We start from the raw sequence: 16878 nt of genomic DNA on the forward strand, positions 1-16878 counted from the left end.
GAATTGCGGCGGCGCGCATGGCTAACGCGCGACGTGGGTATGTAGATACGCAAGTGCTTGGCCGATCCAGCAGGGGGTCGGCACATCGACGTAGCGGGGGCGTTAGATGACCACGATCACCGAGACGGAGCAACGTGGCTTCGTCCACTCGGCGCTGTTCTATCACTCCCAACGCGAGTATCTGGACTTCGTCGTGCGGTTCGTTGCCGACGGCTTCGCCGTGGACGAGCCGGTCCTGGTTGCCGTGCCCGGCGAGCGGCTGGCCCTGCTTCGTCCGGAGCTGAATGCAGCGCGCGCTGGGTCTACGGCGGAGCTGCGGATTGTCGATATCAGCGAGGCAGCTCGCAATCCGAGCCGATTTCTGGCGATGGAAAGCGCATTTGCCGCCAAATACGGCGATCAGCGGGTGCGAATCGTCAGCCAGCTAGTGTGGCCAGGACGTAGCGCCGACGAATGTCTGGCCTGCGTCCAGCACGAGGCGTTGATCAACGGAGCCTTCGAAAATCAGAACGTAATCGGGTTGTGCCTCTATGACGCTGAGCGGTTAGACGAAGAGGTACTGGCCGAGGCCCGCAGGACGCACCCCTTGTTGTGGAAGTGCGGCGCGGCGTATCACAGCGCCGAGTATGCGCCGCAGGACGCGTTGGCGCGCTGCAACCGGCCTTTGCCGCCGAATCCGGGAGCCGTCACCTACACCGTGCGCAAGAGCACAGACCTGCGGCCCGCCCGGTCCTTCGCCGTCGACTACGCCGGCTGGGTCGGGCTGTCACAAGACGGCATAGACGACTTGCAGATGATTGCCACCGAGTTGGCCACCAACAGCCTGCAGTACACCGGCGGGGCGTGTCAGTTGGCCTTTTGGCGCCACGACGATCACCTGGTCTGCGAGGCCCGCGACCAGGGACGGCTCGACAATCCGCTGGTGGGTCGGCAGGACCCGGGCCCCAGTGGCACGGCAAGTCGCGGCTTGTTCCTGGTCAACGCCATGGCCGACTTGGTGCGTACCCACACCACGGCAAACGGAACGACGATCCAGGCCTACCTTCGGCTGAGCCCGTCGCGCTAGGGCACGGTGGGAGCCGGGCCGGCTGCCGGCTAGCTCGGCACTTCCGGTTGTGCCGGAACCACTGGCACTCTTTCCACCGGTGCCGGGGAGTTGAGGTTGTCCTTGCAGCCGGCGGCCGCTAGCCCGTACACAGCGAACAACAAAGCCGCGATCAGAGTGAAGAACTTGCTCCTCGCCCTCATATTTGGTGCCTTTCTCGCGTTGCCGAATTTTGTCGAGCCGCCGGGGACCGGCCGAGAGTTCGGCCACCCGATGCGCTTGGTGCGCAGTGGTCCCCGGCGGACTCGCCCCCGACGTTTGTGGGCTGAGTGCCGGCGTGCGCTCAGCCGCTGGTGCCGACCCCGCCGTTCACGGTGGACGACGCGCCGCCTTCGGCTGCGCAGCCCGCCGACAGCAACGCGAATGTCGCAGCCAGCACTGCTACGACCGTCCGAAGCACCTGCATTTTTTTGCTGGTTTTCCTCGCCCCCATAGATCGCGCCTTTCTCGCTTGACCACACCAATAACCGGTGATTACCACCGTCTTCGGATGTTATCGCCGTCACACCTTGCGATGAGCCGTTTTCGCACTAAAAGGGGCGCTTCATCAGCGGGCGGAGGGTCCCCAGCAGCCCGCAGGTCAAAAGCGGAAAAGGAACTTGCGTGGCCGAAGCGCGGGGTCTAATGTCACCGCTCGTGCGTCTTGTCAAGCGTGCCGTAGTAGCCAGCACCCGCAGCGGGGTCTGATCCAGACCGACCCCCCGCTGTGGGTCGGAAGCTACTACCGTCGGTCGCCTTGCTGACCAGAGAAGACCGACGCAATGACATCTCCGTTCCAAGATTCCTGCCCGACTGCCGCCGCCGCCACGTGGTTCGGCGGCCACTTCGGCTGCCCATTGCCGCGCGGGCTACGCGAACAAGCCGGCGCCATGTCGTGGGAGAACTTCGCGGCGACCTATGCCCCCAACAGCGGTCCGCTTCGGCTGGGGCACTGGGCGTGCACCGATACCGCGCGGCCGGCCGGCCGGATCGGGCCGCAGGTTCGCAACTTCCGTGCGATGATCGCCGACGGCGATCGCATCAGCACATCGAACGCCGCCGCCAGCGGACCGGTCGCGGCGCTCACCGCGATGCTGCATGAGCGCGGGATCTCGGTGGAAACACTGCGGTTTCACCAGATGAGATCGACGGAATACACCGCCACCTTCGTCTGCGGTACCAATGGCATTCGCTCGGAATGGGCAATGGGCTGGGCCGATGACCCTACTCAATCCGCCCTGCGTGCGGTGATCGCGTGCGCAAACCGGCTGATCGCCTGAGTTCTCGGCGCAGCTACAGCGGCCGCAAAACGATCGGCATGCCGTCCATGGGCACCGGCATGCCGCCGTAGTCCCAGCGCGGGTGGTAGTCGGGTGCGGGCAGTTCCAGGCGGTAGCGGCGCAGCAGCCGGTGCATGATCGTTTTGACCTCCAGCTGCCCGAATACCATGCCGATGCACTTGTGTGCCCCGCCGCCGAACGGGGTGAACGCATAGCGGTGGCGCTTATGTTCGTTGCGGGGCTCGGTGAATCGCTCTGGGTCGAATGTCATTGGGTCGGTCCAGAATTCGGGCAGGCGATGGTTGAGCCCGGGGTAGGCGATCACGTTGGTGCCCTCGGGTATGTAGTAGCCCAACAACTCGGTGTCGCGCACGGTTTGGCGCATGGCCCACTGCACCGGGGTGACGAGCCGGATCGATTCGTTGAGCACCAAGTCGAGCGATTCGAGCTTTTCCAGCGACTCGATGTCCAGGGGTCCGTCGCCGAGCCGGGCCGATTCGTCGCGGCAGCGCTCCTGCCATTCCGGGTGGGCGGCCAGCTGGTAGGTCATGGTCGTGGCCGTCGACGTGGAGGTGTCGTGGGCGGCCATCATTACGAAGATCATGTGGTTGACGATGTCGTCGTCGGAGAAGCGGTTGCCGTCCTCGTCCTCGGTGTGACACAGCACGGTCAGCAGGTCGTTGCCCTCTTTGCCGCGGCGTTCTTTGACGCGTTCCTGGAAGTAGCTCTCCAGCAGGTGCCGAGCTTTGAGCCCGCGCCACCAGGTGAACGGGGGCACGCTGGTGCGAATGATTGCGTTGCCGGCGCGCGTGGTGGTGGTGAAGGCCTTGTTGACCTTGGTGACCAGTTCGTGGTCGGTGCCGGGTTGGTGGCCCATGAACACCATCGAGGCGATGTCGAGGGTGAGCTCTTTCATTGCCGGGTACAGCAGGAAGCGGGCGTCGTTGGTCACCCAGTCGTTAGCCGTCACCAGCGAGACGACGTGGTCGATGTGTTCGACGTAGCCGGCCAGCCGGGTCCGGACGAAGGCCTCTTGCATGATGCGCCGGTGAAACATGTGTTCTTCGAAATCCAGCAGCATCAGTCCGCGGTGGAAGAAGGGTCCGATCACCGGCACCCAGCCCTGTTGTGAGTAGTCCTTGTTGCGGTTGGAGTAGAGCGCCTGCGCGGCGTCGGGGCCCAGCGCTACGACGGACGGCAGAATTGGCGAGTCCGCGAAGAGGATCGGCCCCTTGGTTTCGTAGAGAAACATCAGGTAGTCCGGGCCGCCGCGCAGCATTTCGATGAAGTGACCCAAGATCGGCAGACCGGCGTCGCCGAGAACCGGCTTGAGGTCGCTGCCCGGGGGCGGGTCGGCCAGCGTCGTTTCCGGGAACTGGGTGTGGCGCAGCGTGTGTTCGACGAATCCCATGCCCGGGAAGTTGTTGAACGATGGCGTGAGCCGGCGCCTGGCTTGGTCAAGTAGGTACGCCGGGGTGCTGATCGTCGCCATTGACGCTCCTTTGGCAATTATGGCAGCCGTCACATGCAGTCTTGAGATGTTTTTGACGCCTGTCAAGTTTGCTTTTGCCATGCTGTGGTGCAAGGTCTTTAGGGTGAGTACCCCGCATGATATGCGTGAAGCCACCGCGCCCGACCAGTCAGCGCCGGCCACCACACGGCGCGGTGACAAGCAGCGTCAGGCGATCCTGCGCGCGGTGCGTGAACTGCTGCAGGAGAAGCCGTTCTCGGAGTTGTCGGTCAGCACGATCAGCCTTCGGGCCGGAGTCGCGCGATCGGGCTTCTACTTCTATTTCGATTCCAAGTACTCAGTACTCGCCCAGATCCTGGCCGAGGCCGCTGAGGAACTCGAGGAGCTCACCCAGTACTTCGCGCCCCGCCAGCCGGGCGAGTCGCCCGAGGAGTTTGCCAAGCGCATGGTGGGCAGTGCGGTCGCGGTATATGCGAACAATGACCCGGTGATGACGGCCTGCAATGTCGCCCGTCACAGCGATGTGGAGATACGCGATCTACTCGATCAGCAGTTTGAGATTGTGCTGCGCGAGATCGTCGGCGTGGTCGAGGCCGAGATGAAGGCGGGGACCGCGCGCCCGATCAGCGCGGATCTGCCGACGCTGATCCGCACCCTGGCGGCGACCACCGCGCTGATGCTGACCGGTGACCCGCTTTTCGCCGGCCGCGACGATGACGTGCAGCGCCGGGTACGGGTGCTCGAACAGCTGTGGCTCACCGCGTTGTGGGGCGGCACCGGCCACTAGCGCAGGTTGCGTCTGAGGGCCAAATCGGCCCGTTGTTGCCGCCGGTATCGTCACGAGCATGGCGCAGACGGCATCCGGGCGGTACTTCGCGGGCAAACGTTGCTTCATCACCGGTGCGGCCAGTGGCATCGGGCGGGCCACCGCGTTGCGGCTCGCCGCACAGGGCGCCGAACTCTATCTGACTGATCGCGACTTCGACGGATTGGCGCAAACCGTCTCCGACGCCCGCTCATTGGGTGCGCAGGTACCGCAGCATCGGGTACTGGATATCTCCGATTACGACGAGGTGGCGGGCTTCGCCGCCGACATCCACGCCGGCCATCCCAGCATGGATGTGGTGATGAACATTGCCGGTGTCTCGGCATGGGGGACCGTCGACCGGCTCACCCATGATCAGTGGAGCAAGATGGTCGCGATCAATCTGATGGGTCCGATCCACGTCATCGAGACGTTCGTCCCGCCGATGGTGGCAGCGGGTCGGGGCGGGCATGTGGTCAACGTGTCGTCGGCGGCCGGCCTGGTTGCGCTGCCGTGGCACGCGGCCTACAGCGCCAGCAAGTACGGATTGCGGGGACTCTCGGAGGTGCTGCGTTTCGATTTGGCCCGCCACCGCATCGGGGTTTCGGTTGTGGTGCCGGGTGCGGTGAAGACCCCACTGGTCAATACCGTGGAGATCGCGGGCGTGGACCGTGAGGACCCCAGCGTCAGCCGGTGGGTCGAGCGCTTCAGCGGTCATGCCGTGTCACCGGAGAAGGCCGCCGAGAAGATATTGGCCGGGGTCGCCAAGAACAGATACCTCGTCTACACCTCGGCCGATATTCGGGCGCTGTATGCCTTCAAGCGGCTCGCGTGGTGGCCTTACAGCGTCGCGATGCGCCAGGTGAACGTGTTCTTCACCCGCGCGCTTCGGCCCCGTCCGGTGCCGCGCTGAGGCTGGGCATCTCCAGTTCCAGTCGCACCCCGAGCAGCCGGATCGGGCGGTCCAGGTCGAATAGATCCAGGATGCGCAGCGCGGCGGTGGTGATCACCTTGGCATCGGTGGTCGGCGTATCCAGCTTGCGGATCTTGGTGCGGGTGTAGAACGTCGCGGTGCGCACGGTCACCGCGACGCGGGTGACGATTCGCTCCGAGGCCAGCACGTCGGCCAGCGCGCGCTGGGCCAATTCGGTTATCGCCGAATCCATTTCGGTTCGCTCGGTGAGGTCGTGCGCAAAGGTGACGACGTGGCTGCGAGAGCGCGGAACCCATGGTTCGGCGCTCACCTGGCTGTCGCCGCCGCCCTTGGCGAGCAGCAGCAGCCACAGCCCGGTGCGCGCGCCGAAGGTGGATGTCAAGAGCTCTCCATCGGCGTACGCAAGCTGGCCGACGGTGGTTATCTCAAGTGCGGCAAGTTTTTTGGCCGTCTTGGGGCCGACGCCCCACAGCGCGTCGACCGGCCGATCGGCCATCAGCGTCATCCAATTCTCGTCGGTCAGGGTGAATATCCCGGCGGGCTTGGCAAAGCCGGTGGCCACCTTGGCGCGCTGCTTGTTGTCGCTGATACCGACCGAGCAGGACAGGCCCGTTTCCGACGACACCACGGCGCGGATCTGTCCGGCGAGCTCGGCCGGATCCCCAGCCGCCAACCCGACATAGGCCTCGTCCCAGCCCCACACCTCGAGCGGGTGTCCCAGGTCGCGCAATAACCCCATCACCTGTTCGGACGCCGCGTCGTAGGCCGCCGGATCCGACGGCAGAAACGTCGCTCCGGGGCAACGGCGCGCGGCGGTGCGCAGCGGCATGCCGGCGTGCACCCCGAATTCGCGGGCCTCATAGGAGGCACACGTGACGACCTTGCGGGGCTCGGTCGGATCGCCATTGCCGCCGACGATGACCGGCCCTCCGACGAGGTCGGGGCGGCGGCGCAGTTCGACCGATGCCAGGAACTGGTCGAGGTCGATGTGCAGAATCCAGTGGGGCATCGGCGTCTGTCACCGTCCACAGAGTTTGCGCGCCAGGCTCTCCCATGCGTCGCCCAACGATTCGAGCGTGTGGCCGTTGGCGAGTTGATGCTCTACGTAGTCGGCGTCGAGCAGCGCCAGCAGCGCATCGGTCTGAACATCGAGATCGCCGGTGGTCTCAGCCGATTGCAGCAGCACCCGAACATGGGTGCGCTGCACTGCGGCCGGTGGGCCGTGCCTGGTCAGCGGATCGCGGCTGGCTTCGGAGAGCAGCTCGTGATGGGCGTGGACGAAGCAGATCCGTTCCCGGCCGAAGGCGACCAGCCGAACCAGTGGCGGCGCGTCGGGGCCAAGTGGCGGCGGACCGAACAGAAAGGCCCGCTGGCTGGCCAGCTCGTCCTCGTCGAGCAGCACCATCATCAGGCCGGCGCGGCTGCCGAAGCGGCGGAAAAGGGTGCCCTTGCCGACGCCGGCGGCGGTGGCGATGTCGTCCATGGTGACCGCGTCCGCGCCGCGTTTGGCCACCAGACTGCGCGCGGCGTCCAGCAGCAGGGCCCGATTGCGGGCGGCGTCGCCCCGTTCCGGCGGGGGCTGTTGCGGCGCGGATACGGGCAATTCGACACCGCTCATTCCTGCACTTTAACTCGACTGGAATAAAGCGGACTGCAGTCCGGTTTGCTCGTGCAAGGATGTAGACCAGAAACCGAAGGGAACCGGACAGTGGCAGAGAACATCAAGGTGCTGGCGTTAGTGGGTAGCCTGCGCGCCGCGTCGATCAACCGTCAGATCGCCGAGCTGGCAGCGGCCGTAGCGCCCGACGGCGTAACCGTCTCGGTCTTCGACGGGCTGGCCGAGCTGCCGTTCTACAACGAAGACCTCGACGATGCGATGAACAGTGCCCTCGAGCGGGCGCCCGGTCCGGTGGCCGCCTTGCGGGCCGCGGCGGCCGAGGCCGACGCCGCCCTGGTGGTAACCCCGGAGTACAACGGGAGCATCCCGGCGGTCGTCAAGAACGCCATCGACTGGTTGTCGCGGCCCTTCGGCAACGGCGCGCTGAAAGACAAGCCACTGGCCGTGATCGGCGGATCCCTGGGCCAGTACGGCGGGGTGTGGGCGCATGACGAGACGCGCAAGTCGTTCGGCATCGCCGGCGCGCGGGTGGTCGGGGCGATCAAACTGTCGGTTGCGTTCAAGACCCTGGAAGGAAAGGCCCCGGCGGAGCATGCCGAGCTGTCGGCGAATGTGCGCGACGTGGTCGGCAAGCTCACCGCCGAAGTCGGCTGATAGCAGCTGGACAAGCCGTCAGCGATTCGCTGGCGGCTTTGCTGGCTTTCAGATAAAGCGCTGGTTGCGCCGATCTTGGCCGGTCTTGTCGGAGGCTGCTGCTATACCTGGCGGCATGAATACCACGATTGGCGGTTGTGATCTGCGACACGCCGGCGACACGCCCGAGACAGGCTTACGACCTGGGAATTTCAAGAATGTTTTTTCGAACATCTTGTATCCCTTCGTGTTGTCACCCCCCAGGTGTAGTGTTTCGGGAGCCGGCAGGTCCCAGGTTCACCAGCTCCCATCAGGTTCGCGGGGGTCGATGAACTTCCCGGAATCGGCATCGCCAGGTCGATCGACATGGCCGCCGCGGAACGGGAATCTTGGGGCTTGACGGAGCGCTGAAGCTAGTGCAGATCTTCCGAGCGAGTAGTTGCCAGTCTGTCAAGTCCCCCACTTCCGCAAAGGAGCGGCAATGAGCATCACTGTGTACTCCAAGCCCGCATGCGTGCAGTGCACCGCCACCTACAAGGCCCTAGACAAGCAGGGCATCAATTACCAGAAGGTTGACATCAGCCTCGACACCGAGGCGCGGGACTACGTGATGGCGTTGGGTTATCTGCAGGCTCCGGTCGTGGTGGCCGAGAACGACCACTGGTCGGGCTTCCGTCCCGACCGGATCAAGGCGCTCGCCGGGGCCGCGCTCACCGCGTAGCCCGGCTCAGGATTGGTAGAGAGATAGACAAGGAGGTTGCGGTGCCATGGAGAGCGAAAAGCGCAACCTGGTCTATTTCTCTTCGGTGTCGGAGAACACCCACCGCTTCGTGCAGAAGCTGGGTGTTCCCGCCACGCGGATACCGCTGCACGGGCGGATAGAGGTCGACGAACCGTACGTGCTGGTGCTACCCACGTACGGCGGCGGCAAGGCCACTCCTGACATCAACAACGGCGGCTATGTCCCCAAGCAGGTCATCGCCTTTCTGAACAACGAGCACAACCGGTCGTTGATCCGGGGCGTCATCGCCGCGGGCAACAACAACTTCGGTGCCGAATTCGCCTACGCGGGCAACGTGATTTCCCGCAAATGTGGCGTTCCCTATCTTTACCGTTTCGAACTTATGGGCACTCCGGACGACGTGGACGCCGTTCGCGCAGGTCTCGCTGAATTCTGGAAGGAACAGACGTGTCACCAACCGTCACTGCAGAGCCTGTAGCCGCCACCACGCACGCGGTGGCCGAGGAGACGGACTACCACGCGCTGAATGCGATGCTGAACCTGTACGACAAGGACGGCAAGATTCAGTTCGACAAGGATGTGCTCGCCGCGCGGCAGTATTTCCTCGAGCACGTCAACCAGAACACGGTCTTCTTTCACAATCAGGACGAGAAGCTCGACTACCTGATCCGGGAAAACTATTACGAGCGTGAGGTTCTCGACCAGTACTCGCGCAACTTCGTCAAGACGCTGCTGGACCGGGCGTACGCCAAAAAGTTCCGGTTTCCGACGTTTCTGGGGGCGTTCAAGTACTACACCTCCTACACGCTGAAAACCTTCGACGGGAAGCGCTACCTCGAGCGCTTCGAGGACCGTGTCGTGATGGTGGCGCTCACCTTGGCGGCCGGCGACACCGGCCTGGCGGAGAAGCTCGTCGACGAGATCATCGAGGGCCGTTTTCAGCCGGCCACCCCAACGTTTCTGAACTCGGGCAAGAAGCAGCGCGGCGAGCCGGTGAGCTGCTTTCTGCTGCGCATCGAGGACAACATGGAGTCGATCGGGCGGTCGATCAACTCCGCGCTGCAGCTGTCTAAGCGCGGTGGGGGAGTCGCCTTGCTGCTGAGCAACATTCGTGAGCACGGTGCGCCGATCAAGAACATCGAGAATCAGTCTTCGGGTGTCATTCCGATCATGAAGCTGCTAGAGGACTCGTTCTCCTACGCCAACCAGCTGGGTGCGCGGCAGGGCGCCGGCGCGGTGTACCTCAATGCGCACCACCCCGACATCTACCGCTTCCTGGACACCAAGCGAGAGAACGCCGACGAGAAGATCCGGATCAAGACGCTGAGCCTGGGAGTGGTGATCCCCGACATCACCTTCGAGCTCGCCAAGCGCAACGACGACATGTACTTGTTCTCGCCGTATGACGTGGAGCGGGTGTATGGCGTTGCCTTCGCGGACATCTCGGTCACCGAGAAGTACTACGAGATGGTGGACGACGCGCGGATCCGCAAAACCAAGATCAAGGCGCGGGAGTTCTTCCAGACGCTGGCCGAGCTGCAGTTCGAGTCGGGCTACCCCTACATCATGTTCGAGGACACGGTCAATCGCGCTAACCCCATCGAAGGCAAGATCACGCACTCGAATCTGTGCTCGGAGATCCTGCAGGTGTCCACGCCGTCGCTGTTCAACGAAGACCTGTCGTATGCCAAAGTGGGCAAAGACATTTCGTGCAACCTGGGTTCGCTGAACATCGCCAAGACGATGGACTCGCCGGACTTCGCCCAGACGATCGAGGTGGCCATCCGCGCGCTGACCGCGGTGAGCGACCAAACGCACATCACCTCGGTGCCCTCGATTGAGCAGGGCAACAACAACTCCCACGCGATCGGGCTGGGGCAGATGAACCTGCATGGGTACCTGGCCCGGGAAGGCGTCTTCTACGGTTCCGAAGAAGGCATCGACTTCACCAACATCTACTTCTATTCGGTGCTCTATCACGCACTGCGCGCCTCGAACCGCATCGCGATAGAAAGAGGTACGCGGTTTGTTGGCTTCGAGCGGTCCAAGTACGCGTCGGGAGAGTTCTTCGACAAATACATCGAGCAGGTCTGGGAGCCTCAGACCGACAAGGTGCGCCAGCTGTTCGCCGACGCGGAAATCCGGATTCCCACACAAGACGACTGGAAGCGGCTGAAGGAATCCGTACAGACGCACGGCATCTACAACCAAAACCTGCAGGCCGTGCCGCCGACTGGGTCGATCTCCTACATCAACCACTCGACGTCGTCGATCCACCCGATCGTGTCAAGGGTCGAGATCCGCAAGGAGGGCAAGATCGGGCGGGTCTACTACCCGGCGCCCTACATGACCAACGACAACCTGGAGTACTACCAGGACGCCTACGAGATCGGTTACGAGAAGATCATCGACACCTACGCCGCGGCCACTCAGCATGTGGACCAAGGGCTTTCGCTGACGTTGTTCTTCAAGGACACCGCCACCACCCGCGACGTGAACAAGGCGCAGATCTACGCCTGGCGCAAGGGAATCAAGACGCTGTATTACATCCGGCTGCGTCAGATGGCTTTGGAAGGCACTGAGGTCGAGGGCTGCGTGTCCTGCATGCTGTGACGTCGTGTCACTCGATAACGCGATAGCGCAGATGCGCTAGGCCCGGGGCCTGAAGCACACGAATCAGTTCGAGTTGTGGCTGACCGTGCGCAAAGCCGTCGAGTAGGCGCTCGCCGGATCCCAGGATTGCGAATCACCCCATTCGCCGCGAACGGGGCCGAACATGTTGCGGCCCGTTATTGTTTGGCCATCCCGTCGAGCATGTCCGAGAGCACCCGCCGGTTCACCGGATGATCCTTGGCGGGACCCAGATGCCAATCGCGCAGGGCTCTGCCGCCAATACCGAGCGGTTCATCTTCGCTTTGGTCGGGCCCCGCAAGATAGCCGTCGGCGGAGATCGACATCGAGAGATTGGTTCTAGGCATACGGACTCCGACTCCGGTGCGCAGGAAAACTCACCGGTGGGCGCGCCGAGTGTGAGCCGGGCGACGGCTCGACGGCGTGTCGCGTCGTCAGATTCACACTCGGTGGGGCGCCCAGCGCCCGGTCTGCCCAGGTCAGCCGGTGCCGCGCGGTAAGGTGCTTGACGTGGTGAGAATTCCCCGGCCGCCGCACCCGAGCGTGAAGCCCGGAGTCAAGGTCGACGCGCGCAGCGAACGCTGGCGCGAACACCGTAAGAAGGTGCGCAACGAAATCGTCGATGCGGCCTTCCGGGCCATCGACCGTCTCGGCCCAGAGCTGAGCGTGCGCGAAATCGCCGAAGAGGCCGGCACCGCCAAGCCGAAGATCTACCGTCATTTCGCCGACAAATCCGATCTGTTCGTGGCGATCGGGGAACGTCTGCGCGACATGTTGTGGGCCGCGATCTTCCCGTCGATCAACCTGGCCACCGACTCGGCCCGCGAGGTGATCCGGCGCAGCGTCGAGGAGTACGTCATCCTCGTCGACCAGCATCCCAACGTGCTGCGGGTCTTCATTCAGGGCCGCTCGGCAAAGCAGTCCGAGGCGACGGTTCGCACCCTCAACGAGGGCCGCGAAATCACCCTGACCTTTGCCGAGTTGTTCAACAACGAAATGCGCGAGATGGACCTCGATCGCGCGGCGCTTGAACTTGCCGCACACAGCGCCTTCGGGGCGGCCGCGTCGGCCACCGAGTGGTGGCTGGGCCCGGAGCCCGCCAGCCCGCGCCGGATGTCGCGCGAGCAGTTCGTTGCTCACCTGACGACGATCATGATGGGCGTCATTGTCGGCACCGCCGAGACGCTCGGCATCGCCATGGACCCCGAGCGGCCCATTCACGACGCGGTGCCAAGCAATCCTGCGGTGAGCTGAATCCCGGAGCCGTTGACATCACCGCGGTGATCGATAACACTCAGTTGTATCCGATACCCTGGGTACTGGGTATTTGCGTTCACTGAGGCGCCCATCGCCGCGCCAACTCACAACAGGAAAGACCACCCACCATGACCGACGTCGTGAGCCCGGCTACTGAAGCCGCAGCGAATCAAGGCGACAAATCCCCCGTACACACTCGTGCCGTCATCATCGGGACCGGATTCTCCGGTTTGGGTATGGCCATTGCGCTGCAAAAGCTGGGTTTCTCCGGCTCCGATTTCGTGATCCTCGAGAAGGCCGACGACATTGGTGGCACCTGGCGCGACAACAGCTATCCCGGCTGCGCCTGTGACATCCCGTCGCACCTGTACTCGTTCTCGTTCGAGCCCAAGCCGGACTGGAAGAACCCGTTCTCCTTCCAGCCCGAAATCTGGGACTACCTCAAGGGAGTCACCGAGAAATACGGGCTGCGCCGTTACATCGAGTTCAACTCCCTAGTCGATCGCGCCTACTGGGACGACGACGAATACCGCTGGCACGTGTTCACCGTCGACGGTCGTGAATATGTCGCCCAGTTCCTGGTGTCGGGGGCCGGTGCGCTGCACGTTCCGTCCTTCCCCGACATCGAGGGCCGCGACGAATTTTCCGGTCCCGCTTTCCATTCCGCGGAATGGGACCACAGCGTCGACCTGACCGGCAAGCGAGTGGCGATCATCGGCACCGGCGCGAGCGCGATCCAGATCGTGCCCGAAATCGTCGGGCAGGTAGCCGAACTGCAGCTCTACCAGCGCACACCGCCGTGGGTGGTGCCGCGTTCCAATCCCGAAATCCCGGTCGCGCTGCGTCGGGCCATGGAGAACGTGCCGGGGCTGCGCGCATTGGTGCGGCTGGGCATTTACTGGGCGCAGGAGGCACTTGCTTTTGGCATGACCAAGCGGCCCAACGCGCTGAAATTCATTGAGGGCTACTGCAAGCTGAACATTCGGCGCTCGGTCAAGGATCGCGAGCTGCGCCGCAAGCTGACCCCGAAGTACCGCATCGGCTGCAAGCGAATCCTGAACTCCTCCACCTATTACGGCGCCGTCGCCGACCCGAAAACCAAGCTGATCACCGAGGGCATCAGCCGGATCACTCGCGACGGGATCGTCACCGCCGACGGCGTCGAACACCAGGCGGACGTGATCGTCTACGCCACCGGCTTCCACGTCACCGACTCCTACACTTACGTCCAGATCAAGGGCGAGCACGGCGAGGACCTGGTGGACCGGTGGAACCGCGAGGGCATCGGTGCTCACCGCGGCATCACCGTCGCCAACATGCCCAACCTGTTCTTCCTGCTGGGCCCCAACACCGGGCTGGGCCATAACTCGGTGGTGTTCATGATCGAATCGCAGATCCGCTATGTCGCCGACGCGATCGCCAAGTGCGACAAGTTCGGCGCGCAGGCGCTGGCCCCTACCCGCGAGGCGCAGGATCGCTTCAACGAGGAGTTGCAGCGCAAGCTGTCCCACTCGGTGTGGAACAGCGGCGGCTGCAGCAGTTGGTATCTCGACGAGCATGGCAAGAACACCGTGCTGTGGGGCGGCTACACCTGGCAGTACTGGCGGGAAACTCGAAAGGGCAATCTCGACGAGTATCAGTTGCTCGGGTTGGGCGAGGGCTCACGCTCCAACCGCCGGAGGGCGACCGCCTAAGTAGTTCCGCGAAGGCTTTCGCCGCCGCATCCACGCCGGCCTCGTCGCCGGTGGCCACGAGATCGAGCAGCAGACCGCGGGTGACGGCCAGTCCCAGCCTGGCCATCGCCGGATCGAAGGCGTCGCCGGCGACTGCCTCGACCTCGGCCAGCCAGCCGTTGACGGCACCGGGAACCATGCGGTCAAAGGGCCTTTCGCCCTGGGCGGCGCGGGCGTAGCACTCGAAGAAGAGCCGCTCCAGCCGGCGTAGCTCGCGCCGCCGGACGTCGGCCCACATCGCGGCGAAGCCTTCTGCTGGGCTCGTCGGCAATTCGGTAAGCAGGCTCATCTGGCGGCGCTCGACCTCCTCGACGATCGCCACGAGCAGATCCTCGCGAGACCCGAAGTGGTGCAACAACATCCGATGGCTGGTGCCCACCGCGCCGGCCACATCGCGCAGTGACCGCTCGCCCACGCCGCCCGCGGCGAACTCCTCGACGAGCGCGTCGAGGAGGGACCGGCGCCGCTCTAGGTCAGGAGTGCGCGCCATTGGCGCGGCTGAGCTGCTCAGACCGGGCCTTGAGGCCGTGGGCTTCGAGTTTGAGGTACCGCTTGGTCATCGTTCTCATGAGCCGTCCAACGAGACCACCGAGCGGGCCGCGCTGATCGATCCGTTGGCGAACCAGCGTGCCTCCGCCCGGTCGGGCGATCACCTCGTGGCGAGCGCTGGCAAACGCCCCGGGGGCGCGCTGCACCCACGTCCAGGACGAGCCGGGGTCGATTTCGGTGACCTTCCAGACCAGCTTCGACATGCGGGGCTGCTTGATCGCGAACCGTTTGCCCGCCGCGAGGCCGGGTCCGTCCACGGCGGTCAGGGCCGTCACCGAGGCGGTCCACTCGGGCCAGCGCTCGACGTCGCTGAACACCTCCCATACCAAATGCGGCGGCGCGTCGATCTCGATACTGTCCTCGGTAATCATGTACCAAATGGTACATAAAAAGGAGTGTTCCGCATAGGAGCTGGTCTCGTCGCAGCGGTCACATCGGTACCATGAGAGTGGTCACGACCGAATGCAAAACGCGATATCGCCGGCGGTATCAGCTTTCAAAGTCTTTCAAAGTTGGGTATCCAAGCGGGCTCAGAGGCTGGTGTGACAGATGTGATTGCGACACGCAAACACAACTTCTTGTGTTCCAACGGCTTGTCAGACCCCAGGGGTAGTGTCTGGGGTCTAAGTACGGCGGCCAATCGTCCTGGTGAAGTGGGGTTCTGGTGACTGGAAATGCAAAGCTGATCGATCGGGTCTCAGCGATCAACTGGAACCGGCTGCAAGACGAGAAAGACGCCGAAGTGTGGGACCGGCTGACCGGCAATTTCTGGCTGCCCGAGAAGGTGCCGGTGTCCAACGACATCCCGTCCTGGGGCACGCTGACGGCCAGTGAGAAGCAGCTGACCATGCGGGTCTTCACGGGTCTGACCATGCTGGACACCATCCAGGGCACGGTGGGTGCGGTCAGCCTGATCCCCGACGCGCTGACCCCGCACGAAGAGGCCGTCTACACCAACATCGCGTTCATGGAGTCGGTGCATGCCAAGAGCTACAGCCAGATCTTCTCTACGCTGTGCTCGACCGCCGAGATCGACGACGCGTTCCGCTGGTCGGAGGAGAACCCCAACCTGCAGCGCAAGGCCGAGATCGTGTTGCAGTACTACCGCGGCGACGAGCCGCTCAAGCGCAAAGTGGCCTCCACGCTGCTGGAAAGCTTCCTCTTCTACTCCGGGTTCTATCTGCCGATGTACTGGTCGAGCCGGGCCAAGCTGACCAACACCGCCGACATGATCCGGCTGATCATCCGCGACGAGGCCGTGCATGGCTACTACATCGGCTACAAGTTCCAGCGCGGTCTGGCGTTGGTCGACGAGGTCAAGCGCGCTGAGCTCAAGGACTATACCTACGAGCTCCTTTTCGAGTTGTACGACAACGAAGTTGAGTACACCCAGGACCTCTACGACGAGGTCGGGCTGACCGAAGACGTCAAGAAGTTCTTGCGCTACAACGCAAACAAGGCGCTGATGAACCTCGGTTACGAGGCGCTGTTCCCGCGCGACGAGACCGACGTGAACCCCGCAATACTCTCCGCGCTGTCACCGAACGCCGACGAAAACCACGACTTCTTCTCCGGCTCCGGCTCGAGCTACGTGATCGGCAAGGCCGTCGTCACCGAGGACGAGGACTGGGACTTCTAAAGCTTGAGCGGTGACGAGAGTGTGGGTGCGGCAGACTTCCGTCGCGCATTGGCGCTCATCCAGCATGGCGAGCGCGGCGACGTAGCGGGCATGCGCGTCATCATCGACGATGAAGTCATCCCGACTCACCGGCTGTCGCAACTGATCCGCGCTACCGTGTCGATCCTGTGGCAACTGGTGGCTCAGCTCTGCGAACCGGACGAAGTCGCGGAGATCGGCGAAACCCTGACCTTGGCGTCTACCGACGACGAGATCGACCTCGACCGTGACAACCGGCTAGTGGCCCGGATGGCAATGGCACAACATTCGGGAGATCCCAGCGCCGAGTACGAGGTGCTCCGTGACGCAGACAGGGCACCCGATGGTCTGTTACGTCTCGCGCTCACCGCTGCGGGTGTGGTCTCGGCGCTGCTGCCTCAGTTGCGCACCGCCTGGGGTCGGCAGTTGCTCGACAACTTGGCGATGCAAGCCCTGCGCGAGGAGAACGGCCACTAGCTTCGGG

17 protein-coding genes and 1 pseudogene are annotated in these 16878 nt (G+C 63.7%); 12 read left to right on the top strand and 6 right to left on the bottom strand.

Features of this window, described 5'->3' with window-relative positions; translation table 11 throughout:
• Positions 1-106: 106 nt before the first annotated feature.
• On the top strand, positions 107-1066 hold the full coding sequence (locus BST12_RS05425; RefSeq protein ID WP_083111995.1) for a sensor histidine kinase: 960 nt from the start codon (positions 107-109) through the stop codon (positions 1064-1066).
• Between the two features lie 800 nt (positions 1067-1866).
• Entirely contained in the window at positions 1867-2364 is a 498-nt protein-coding gene (locus BST12_RS05430) for a 2-isopropylmalate synthase (RefSeq protein ID WP_083111996.1), read from the top strand.
• A gap of 13 nt (positions 2365-2377) precedes the next feature.
• On the opposite strand, the gene BST12_RS05435 is transcribed toward BST12_RS05430, so the two are convergent.
• On the bottom strand, positions 2378-3856 hold the full coding sequence (locus BST12_RS05435) for a cytochrome P450 (protein ID WP_083111997.1): 1479 nt from the start codon (positions 3854-3856) through the stop codon (positions 2378-2380).
• A 121-nt stretch (positions 3857-3977) separates the two neighbouring features.
• On the opposite strand from BST12_RS05435, the gene BST12_RS05440 reads away from it, so the two are divergent.
• Complete coding sequence (locus tag BST12_RS05440; RefSeq protein WP_083112113.1) at positions 3978-4622, top strand: TetR/AcrR family transcriptional regulator; 645 nt, start codon at positions 3978-3980, stop codon at positions 4620-4622.
• A 58-nt stretch (positions 4623-4680) separates the two neighbouring features.
• A complete protein-coding gene (locus tag BST12_RS05445) occupies positions 4681-5553 on the top strand; it encodes an SDR family oxidoreductase (protein ID WP_083111998.1) in 873 nt (290 codons plus the stop codon).
• Here the strand turns inward: BST12_RS05445 and BST12_RS05450 are convergent.
• Together BST12_RS05450 and BST12_RS05455 are read right to left on the bottom strand one after the other, a co-directional pair.
• A complete protein-coding gene (locus BST12_RS05450; RefSeq protein ID WP_083111999.1) occupies positions 5516-6583 on the bottom strand; it encodes a DNA polymerase IV in 1068 nt (355 codons plus the stop codon). The two genes, BST12_RS05445 and BST12_RS05450, sit on opposite strands and share 38 nt — an antisense overlap.
• 9 nt (positions 6584-6592) lie before the next feature.
• The gene (locus BST12_RS05455) at positions 6593-7192 is read right to left on the bottom strand and encodes a TetR/AcrR family transcriptional regulator (RefSeq protein ID WP_083112000.1); all 600 of its coding nucleotides are present in this window, start codon (positions 7190-7192) and stop codon (positions 6593-6595) included.
• Positions 7193-7282: 90 nt separating this feature from the next.
• Between BST12_RS05455 and BST12_RS05460 the strand changes: the two genes are divergently transcribed.
• The 4 genes from BST12_RS05460 to nrdE all read left to right on the top strand — a co-directional run bounded on the left by BST12_RS05460 (position 7283) and on the right by nrdE (position 11180).
• A complete protein-coding gene (locus BST12_RS05460) occupies positions 7283-7846 on the top strand; it encodes an NAD(P)H-dependent oxidoreductase (protein WP_211281211.1) in 564 nt (187 codons plus the stop codon).
• Between the two features lie 460 nt (positions 7847-8306).
• Positions 8307-8546 (top strand): redoxin NrdH, encoded by a 240-nt coding sequence (locus tag BST12_RS05465; protein WP_083112001.1) that lies wholly within the window; start codon positions 8307-8309, stop codon positions 8544-8546.
• A gap of 46 nt (positions 8547-8592) precedes the next feature.
• A complete protein-coding gene (nrdI, locus tag BST12_RS05470) occupies positions 8593-9045 on the top strand; it encodes a class Ib ribonucleoside-diphosphate reductase assembly flavoprotein NrdI (protein ID WP_083112002.1) in 453 nt (150 codons plus the stop codon).
• Entirely contained in the window at positions 9015-11180 is a 2166-nt protein-coding gene (gene nrdE, locus BST12_RS05475; protein ID WP_083112003.1) for a class 1b ribonucleoside-diphosphate reductase subunit alpha, read from the top strand. The genes nrdI and nrdE overlap by 31 nt, the downstream gene beginning before the upstream one ends.
• Positions 11181-11356: 176 nt before the next feature.
• On the opposite strand, the gene BST12_RS34580 is transcribed toward nrdE, so the two are convergent.
• Positions 11357-11524: a hypothetical protein gene (locus tag BST12_RS34580; RefSeq protein ID WP_308207356.1), complete on the bottom strand. Its 168-nt coding sequence runs from the start codon at positions 11522-11524 to the stop codon at positions 11357-11359.
• A gap of 184 nt (positions 11525-11708) precedes the next feature.
• Here BST12_RS34580 and BST12_RS05485 point away from each other — a divergent pair, with 184 nt between their 5' ends.
• Positions 11709-12452, top strand: a complete 744-nt coding sequence (locus BST12_RS05485) for a TetR/AcrR family transcriptional regulator (RefSeq protein WP_139801499.1) — start codon at positions 11709-11711, stop codon at positions 12450-12452.
• A gap of 131 nt (positions 12453-12583) precedes the next feature.
• Positions 12584-14149: a flavin-containing monooxygenase gene (locus BST12_RS05490; RefSeq protein ID WP_083112005.1), complete on the top strand. Its 1566-nt coding sequence runs from the start codon at positions 12584-12586 to the stop codon at positions 14147-14149.
• Here BST12_RS05490 and BST12_RS05495 read toward each other — a convergent pair.
• Positions 14148-14678 (bottom strand): annotated as a pseudogene (locus tag BST12_RS05495) (TetR/AcrR family transcriptional regulator); the annotation flags it as partial. The gene BST12_RS05490 and the pseudogene BST12_RS05495 sit on opposite strands and share 2 nt — an antisense overlap.
• A complete protein-coding gene (locus BST12_RS05500) occupies positions 14662-15108 on the bottom strand; it encodes an SRPBCC family protein (protein ID WP_083112006.1) in 447 nt (148 codons plus the stop codon). The pseudogene BST12_RS05495 and the gene BST12_RS05500, both read right to left, overlap by 17 nt.
• 293 nt (positions 15109-15401) lie before the next feature.
• Here BST12_RS05500 and nrdF point away from each other — a divergent pair, with 293 nt between their 5' ends.
• Together nrdF and BST12_RS05510 are read left to right on the top strand one after the other, a co-directional pair.
• Positions 15402-16376, top strand: a complete 975-nt coding sequence (gene nrdF, locus BST12_RS05505) for a class 1b ribonucleoside-diphosphate reductase subunit beta (RefSeq protein WP_083112007.1) — start codon at positions 15402-15404, stop codon at positions 16374-16376.
• A 48-nt stretch (positions 16377-16424) separates the two neighbouring features.
• Positions 16425-16871 (top strand): hypothetical protein, encoded by a 447-nt coding sequence (locus BST12_RS05510; protein ID WP_139801500.1) that lies wholly within the window; start codon positions 16425-16427, stop codon positions 16869-16871.
• Positions 16872-16878 lie beyond the last annotated feature (7 nt).

Origin of the sequence: Mycobacterium angelicum, from assembly GCF_002086155.1 — a bacterium.
GTDB lineage: Bacteria > Actinomycetota > Actinomycetes > Mycobacteriales > Mycobacteriaceae > Mycobacterium > Mycobacterium angelicum.